The organism is Camelimonas fluminis, assembly GCF_014656355.1.
In the GTDB taxonomy this organism is placed as follows: domain Bacteria; phylum Pseudomonadota; class Alphaproteobacteria; order Rhizobiales; family Beijerinckiaceae; genus Camelimonas; species Camelimonas fluminis.
Window position 1 is genome coordinate 79,033 of sequence record NZ_BNCG01000007.1, and the last position, 7,035, is coordinate 86,067.

Consider the following 7,035-nt stretch of genomic DNA (forward strand, 5'->3'; position numbering starts at 1 on the left):
GGGGAGACAACTGATGACCGGCTTCGCTGATCCGGCGCTTGAATCGCAGCAGGCGTTCCGCGCCATCATGGAGGCGATGGCCCGCCCCACAAGCGTGCAGCCGCTGCCCACCGGCGTGCAGCCGCCGGCGCCGCTGTCGCCGGAACTGGCGGCGGTGATCCTCACGCTCGCCGACAATGACGTGGCTCTGTGGCTGGATGCGCCCCTGCGCGCCGCGCCGGAAGTGGCGCGTTACCTGCGTTTTCACACCAGCGCCGCGCTGGTGGACAACCCCGCCGATGCGGATTTCGCCTTGATCGCCGCGCCGGAAGCCTGCCCACCGCTGGCGGCGTTCCGCCAGGGCGAGCCGCAGTTCCCCGAACGCGCCGCGACGCTGGTGCTCCAGGCCGACCGTTTCGACGCGCCCGACAGCCGCCGTTTCAGCGGCCCCGGCCTCGCCCCGGACGCCAGGGCATTGTCCGGCGACGTGGACGCTGCTTCGCCTGAAGGAATTCCGCCAGGTCAAAGCGATAGCGAGAAAACCCGGATCAGCGCGAACGAATCTGGCGTGCTGGCGGTGGCGCCGCTGCCCGCCGGCTTCGACCGGCAGATCACCCTGAACCGGGCGCAGTTTCCGCTCGGCGTCGACCTGATTTTCGTCGCGCCGGGCGCGGTGTCCGCCCTGCCCCGCAGCGCAATCCTGGAGGGCTGACGTCATGTACGTGGCCGTGAAGGGCGGCGAAGCCGCCATTGCCAACGCCCACCGCCTGCTCGCCGACGAGCGACGCGGCGACCGCAGCGTACCGGAGCTGGACGTGGCGCAAATCCGCGAGCAGATGAGTCTGCTGGTCGACCGCATCATGACGGAGGGATCTGTCTATGACCGGGACCTCGCCGCGCTGGCGCTGAAGCAGGCGCGCGGCGACGTCACCGAGGCGATTTTCCTGGTGCGCGCCTGGCGCAACACCTTGCCGCGCTTTGGCGCCTCGGCGCCGGTGGACACCGCAGCCATGCGTATTCGCCGCCGGGTGTCCGCTACCTGGAAGGACTTGCCAGGCGGCCAGGTGCTCGGGCCAACCTTCGATTACACCCACCGGCTGGTGGATTTCGCCCTCGCCGCTGGCGGCGAGCCCGAGGCCGCGGCCACTGCGGAGCCCGCCGACGACAGCCGCGACTGCCCCCGCGTCACCGACCTGCTCGATGACGAAAGCCTGATCGAGCGCCATGACGCCGTCGCCGATGGGCCAGCGCCGGATCTCACCCGCGAGCCGCTGGCGTTTCCAGCGAACCGCAGCCTGCGTTTGCAGGCTCTGGCGCGCGGCGACGAAGGCTTCATCCTGGCGCTCGGCTATTCCACCCAGCGCGGCTATGGCCGCACCCATCCGTTCGTCGGCGAAATCCGCACTGGCGATGTGGAGGTGTTCTTCACGCCTGAGGAACTGGGCTTTGCCGCGCCGCTCGGCCGCGTCACCCTCACCGAGTGCCAGATGGTGAACCAGTTTCACGGCTCGAAGGAGCGGCCGCCGCAATTCACGCGCGGCTACGGCCTCGCCTTTGGCGCGGCCGAGCGCAAGGCCATGGCGATGGCGCTGGTCGACCGCAGCCTGCGGGCGCGGGAGCTGGGCGAGGAGATGACCTCGCCGGCGCAGGACGAGGAATTCGTATTGGCCCACTGCGACCCGTTGCAGGCGACCGGCTTCGTCGAGCACCTGAAGCTGCCGCACTACGTCGACTTCCAGGCCGAACTGGAGCTGGTGCGCGGCATGCGCGCCGCCCATGCGGCGCGGCGTGACGCTCCAGCAAACAACGAAACCCTGACAGCGGACCCTGCGCCAGCCCGGGAGGCTGCAGAATGAACCCCACCAGCTACGAACCCGCCAGCGGTTACAATTTCGCCTATCTGGACGAGCAGACCAAGCGGATGATCCGGCGCGCCATTCTCAAGGCGATCGCCATTCCCGGTTACCAGGTTCCGTTCGCCTCGCGCGAGATGCCGATGCCCTACGGCTGGGGTACCGGCGGCGTGCAGGTGACGGCGGCGATCCTCGGCCCGCAGGACGTGCTGAAGGTCATCGACCAGGGCTCGGACGACACCACCAACGCCGTGTCGATCCGCAATTTCTTTCGCAAGACCGCGGGCGTCGCCGTGACGACGCGGACCGCGGACGCAAGCATCATCCAGACCCGCCACCGTATCCCGGAAACGCAGCTTTCCGCCGGCCAGGTGCTGGTTTACCAGGTGCCAATCCCGGAGCCGCTGCGCTTCCTGGAGCCGCGCGAAACCGAAACCCGCAAGCTGCACGCCCTGGGCGAATACGGGTTGATGTATGTAAAGCTTTACGAGGACATCGCCCGCAACGGCCATATCGCCACCACGTACGCCTATCCGGTGGAGGTGGCGGGTCGTTATGTCATGGACCCCTCGCCGATCCCCAAATTCGACAATCCGCGCATGCACGACATGGCGGCGCTGCAACTGTTCGGCGCCGGCCGCGAAAAGCGCATCTACGCCGTGCCGCCGCACACCAGCGTGCGCAGCCTCGATTTCACCGACCATCCGTTCACGCCGCAGGTCTTCACCGAGCCATGCGCCCTGTGCGCGGCGCGCGGCGTCTATCTGGATGAAGTCATTCTCGATGACCGGGGCCAGCGCATGTTCGTCTGCTCCGACACGGATTTTTGCGAGGAGCGCCGCGCCAGCGGTCATCGCGGCCATCTGCTGGGCGAGGCGCCCGCCGCGCTCTCCGGCCAGCCAGCGCAACAGGAGGCCTGCTGATGTCCGGCTTGCATGACCAGGATGAGGTTCCGCTGCTCGCGGTGCGTGGGCTGGCGAAATACTACGGCGCCCGTCGTGGTTGCGCCAACGTGAGCTTCGATCTGCACCAGGGCGAGGTGCTGGCCATCGTCGGCGAGTCCGGTTCGGGCAAATCCACTTTGCTCAACCTGATTGCCGCCGAACTGGAGCCGGACGCCGGTTCGGTGGCCTACCGCCTGCGCAGCGGCGAAACCCGCGATCTGTTCGGCATGGGCGAAGCCGAACGCCGGTTGCTGTTCCGCACCGACTGGGGCTTCGTGCGCCAGGACGCCGCCCAGGGCCTCCGCATGGGCGTCTCGGCCGGCGGCAATGTCGGCGAGCGGCTGATGATGACTGGCGCGCGCTGCTATGGCGACATCCGCGCCACGGCTGGCGACTGGCTCGAACGGGTGGAAATCGACCCACGCCGCATCGACGACGGCCCGCGCCAGTTCTCCGGCGGCATGCGCCAGCGATTGCAGATCGCCCGCAACCTGGTGACGCGGCCGCGTCTGGTGCTGATGGACGAACCGACCTCCGGCCTTGACGTGTCCGTGCAGGCCCGGCTGCTCGACCTGATCCGCAATCTGGTCGCGGAACTGGGCCTTGCCGTCATCATCGTCACCCACGATCTCGCCGTGGCGCGCCTGCTGTCGCACCGCATGATGGTGATGAAGGGCGGCGCCGTGATCGAGGAAGGCCTGACCGACCGCGTGCTGGACGATCCACAGCATCCCTATTCGCAGCTTCTCGTTTCCTCCGTGTTGGCGGCCTGACATGACCAGCAATTCTTCATCCGCCACCCCATTGCTGGAGGTGGCCAATGTCAGCAAATCCTTCACCATGCACCTGCATGGCGGCGCCCGGCGCGATGTGTTGCGCGCCATCAGCTTCACGGCGGCGCCTGGCGAGGTGGTGACGCTCGGCGGCCCCTCCGGCGCCGGCAAATCCTCACTGCTGAAAATGATCCATGGCGACTATCATTGCCCCGACGGCGCCATCCGCATCCGCCACGACGATGGCGTGACGGACCTGGCCAGCGCCGCGCCGCGCCGCATCCTGGCCCTGCGCCGTCATGTTATCGGCTACGTCAGCCAGTTCCTGCGCGTCATCCCGCGCGTCAGCACGCTGGACGTGGTGGCGGCGGCGGGGCGCGAAGGCGGACTTGCCCCGGACGTTGCGTCTGAACGCGCCCGCACGTTGCTGACCATGCTCAACGTGCCCGGGCATCTGTGGGCCCTGCCGCCGGCCACCTTCTCCGGCGGCGAGCAGCAACGCGTCAACATCGCCCGCGGGCTGATCGCCCCGCGTCCCCTGCTGCTGCTGGACGAACCGACCGCATCGCTCGACGCCCGCAACCGCGCCGTGGTGGTCGAACTGATCCGCGAGAAGCAGCGAGCGGGCGCCGCCATCGTCGGGATTTTTCACGATGAGGACGTGCGCGACGCGGTCGCTACCCGGATTGTCGACGTGACGCGCTTCGCGCCCGCGGCCTGACCCCCAGCGGTTTTGGGCCTTGTCGCCCGAATGTCATGTTTCGCGCCGACAGTCCCGCCGCGCAGGCGGGAGCGGCGCCGGAAGGGCACCATGAACAACGCAATCATTTTCGAGAACGCCCGCGTCGTGCTGGCGGACGACATCGCCTACGGCTGGGTCGCGGTCCACGACGGCGTCATTGTCGAGACGGGCGCCGGAAAGGCGCCGGAAAGGGGCGAGGACCTCAACGGCGACTACCTGATCCCCGGTCTGGTCGAACTGCACACCGACCATCTGGAAAGCCACTACAGCCCCCGCCCTGGCGTCAAATGGAACCGCATGGGCGCGGTCATGGCCTATGACGCGCAAATCGCCGCCTCCGGCATCACCACGGTGTTCGACAGCCTGCGCGCCGGATCGGACGTGGACGGCGGCGGTTTTGGCCCCGAACTGATGGCGTTGGGCGAAGCGCTGCAGCAGGCCCGCGACGCCGGGCTCTTGCGTTGCGATCACCTGACCCATCTGCGCTGCGAAATTCCCTCAATTGATGTGCTTGAGGCCGTCGGCGCTTTCGCGGCGCGCTATCCGGTGGGGTTGATGTCGCTGATGGATCACACGCCGGGGCAGCGCCAGTTCCGCGATATCGACAAGTACCTGCAATATTACTGCGGCAAGAGCGGCAAAAGCGTCGAGGCCGTGCGCGGCGAGATCAGCCGCAAGCAGGCTGTCAGCTCCGATGTCGTTCCGGCCAACCGCCGCGCCCTGACGGCGCTGGCGCGACAGCTCGGAACCCCGATCGCCAGCCACGACGACACCACGGTCGACGACGTGAGCCAGTCGGTGGCCGAAGGCGTCGCCCTTGCGGAATTCCCCACCACCCTGGAGGCGGCCGGGGCCTGCCGCGAACACGGCGTCACCGTGATGATGGGCGCGCCCAATCTGGTGCGCGGCGGCTCGCACTCCGGCAATATCGCCGCCGCCGATCTGGCCCGCGCCGGCCTGCTGGACATTTTCTCGTCGGACTACGTGCCGGCCAGCCTGTTGATGGCGGCGTTCCATCTGCCCGAAGCCGCGCCGAACATCTCCCTGCCGCAGGCCATCGCCACCGTCACCCGCAATCCGGCCCGGGTGACAGGCCTGCATGACCGCGGCGAAATCCGCACGGGCCTGCGGGGGGACCTGGCGCGCGTCACCATGATGGGCGAGACCCCGGTGGTGCGCCAGGTCTGGCGCGGCGGCCGGCGGATTTCCTGAGATGGCCGGCGGCTTTGTCCTCATTGTCGGCCCCAGCGGGGCCGGCAAGGATACGCTCATCGCCCTGGCGCGCGCCGCACTGGCGGATGATGGCCGCTTCTCATTTCCGGAGCGCGTCGTGACGCGCCCGCCCGACGCATTCGAGCGCCACGACAGCGTGACGGTGGATGAGTTCCGGGCTCGTGAAGCGGCCGGCGACTGGGCGCTGGCCTGGGAGGCCCATGGCAATTGCTATGCGCTTACCGCCGCCGCGCGCCGCCAGGCGGAATCTGGCCTTGTGGTCGTGGCCAATATCTCGCGCGGCAGCGTCGCCGAAGCCCGCGCCGCGCTGCCGGTGCTGGCTGTGGTGGAGATCACGGCGGCGCCGGAGGTGCTGGCGGCGCGCATCGCCGCGCGCGGCCGCGACGGCGATCAGGGCGCAGGCCTCGCCAGCCGCATGCGACGCAGCGACAGCGCCCCTGAGGTGGCGGCCGACCTGCGCCTCATCAACGAAGACGCGCCCGCGACGGCCGCGGCGAAGCTGAAGGCGCTGTTGCTGTCCTGCATCGAGCGTTAGCCGTCGCGCCTTTTGCGCGTGGCGCCAGGGCAAGTCTTGGAGCAAGGGCAAGTCTTGGAGCAGGGGCAAGTCCTGGAGCCGGGATCAACCTTGGCGCCAGGCAAGTCTTGAGGCCAGGGCAGTCTGGGCGGGAAGGCGCATCGCCGGCTCATAAATAAAAAGAACGTCCGTCTTTTTATTTGACAACGGACTTTCGGGACGTCAGCCTCGCTGCAAGCTCCAGATGGGCGCGCGGTTCCGCCTTGCCAACAGCGCAAGGGCAACGCCGGCCGCGCGCTCGCAGCATCTCCTGGCCCCGCGGCGAAATCCGCTCCGGCAGGTCATGCAATCTGGCTCGCAGTCTCGTTTGCGTGGTCGCCACAGATGCACCGCGCCACGGTTTGGGAGGTCTACGCCTTGAAGCTCGATTCATCCGTCTCCGCAGTCGTCACCGGCGGCGCTTCCGGCCTCGGCGCCGCGACCGCCCGCGCGCTCGCCGCCCAGGGCGTCAGGGTCGCCATCTTCGACTTCAACGAAGAGAAGGGCGCGCAACTCGCCAGGGAGACCGGCGGCGTCTTCTGCAAGGTGGACGTGACCAGCGAGGACATGGTCGACGCCGGCTTCGCCAGGGCCCGCGCCGCCCACGGCCAGGAGCGCATCCTGGTGAACTGCGCCGGCACGGGCCTTGCCGTTAAAACCGCCAGCCGCGACAGGAAGACCGGCGAAGCCACGCACTTCCCGCTCGACGCCTTCGACCGCATCATCCAGATCAACCTGGTCGGCACCTTCCGCTGCATCGCCAAATCGGCGCAGGGCATGCTGTCGCTCGACCCGCTGGAGCACCGCGAGCGCGGCGCCATCGTCAACACCGCATCGGCGGCGGCCGAGGACGGCCAGATGGGCCAGGCCGCCTACTCCGCCTCGAAGGCTGGCGTCATCGGCATGACCCTGCCGATCGCCCGCGACCTGATGAGCGAAGGCATCCGCTGCAACACCA

Annotated in this window: 8 protein-coding genes; all 8 read left to right on the forward strand. The window is 68.4% G+C overall.

The window, feature by feature from the left end; all coding sequences use genetic code 11:
* Window positions 1-13: 13 nt before the first annotated feature.
* Window positions 14-691, forward strand: coding sequence for a phosphonate C-P lyase system protein PhnH (gene phnH, locus IE243_RS10285; RefSeq protein WP_191319275.1), 678 nt, complete (start codon window positions 14-16; stop codon window positions 689-691).
* Window positions 692-695: 4 nt separating this feature from the next.
* Entirely contained in the window at window positions 696-1,835 is a 1,140-nt protein-coding gene (locus tag IE243_RS10290) for a carbon-phosphorus lyase complex subunit (protein WP_191319276.1), read from the forward strand.
* A complete protein-coding gene (locus IE243_RS10295) occupies window positions 1,832-2,755 on the forward strand; it encodes an alpha-D-ribose 1-methylphosphonate 5-phosphate C-P-lyase PhnJ (RefSeq protein WP_191319277.1) in 924 nt (307 codons plus the stop codon). The genes IE243_RS10290 and IE243_RS10295 overlap by 4 nt, the downstream gene beginning before the upstream one ends.
* Window positions 2,755-3,549, forward strand: a complete 795-nt coding sequence (gene phnK / locus IE243_RS10300) for a phosphonate C-P lyase system protein PhnK (RefSeq protein WP_191319278.1) — start codon at window positions 2,755-2,757, stop codon at window positions 3,547-3,549. The genes IE243_RS10295 and phnK overlap by 1 nt, the downstream gene beginning before the upstream one ends.
* 1 nt (window position 3,550) lies before the next feature.
* Window positions 3,551-4,270, forward strand: a complete 720-nt coding sequence (gene phnL, locus IE243_RS10305) for a phosphonate C-P lyase system protein PhnL (protein WP_191319279.1) — start codon at window positions 3,551-3,553, stop codon at window positions 4,268-4,270.
* A gap of 90 nt (window positions 4,271-4,360) precedes the next feature.
* The gene (locus IE243_RS10310) at window positions 4,361-5,503 is read left to right on the forward strand and encodes an alpha-D-ribose 1-methylphosphonate 5-triphosphate diphosphatase (protein WP_191319280.1); all 1,143 of its coding nucleotides are present in this window, start codon (window positions 4,361-4,363) and stop codon (window positions 5,501-5,503) included.
* A 1-nt stretch (window position 5,504) separates the two neighbouring features.
* On the forward strand, window positions 5,505-6,059 hold the full coding sequence (gene phnN / locus IE243_RS10315; protein ID WP_191319281.1) for a phosphonate metabolism protein/1,5-bisphosphokinase (PRPP-forming) PhnN: 555 nt from the start codon (window positions 5,505-5,507) through the stop codon (window positions 6,057-6,059).
* Window positions 6,060-6,455: 396 nt separating this feature from the next.
* Window positions 6,456-7,035: SDR family NAD(P)-dependent oxidoreductase (locus tag IE243_RS10320; RefSeq protein WP_244643052.1), on the forward strand; the 580-nt coding region annotated here is incomplete at its 3' end.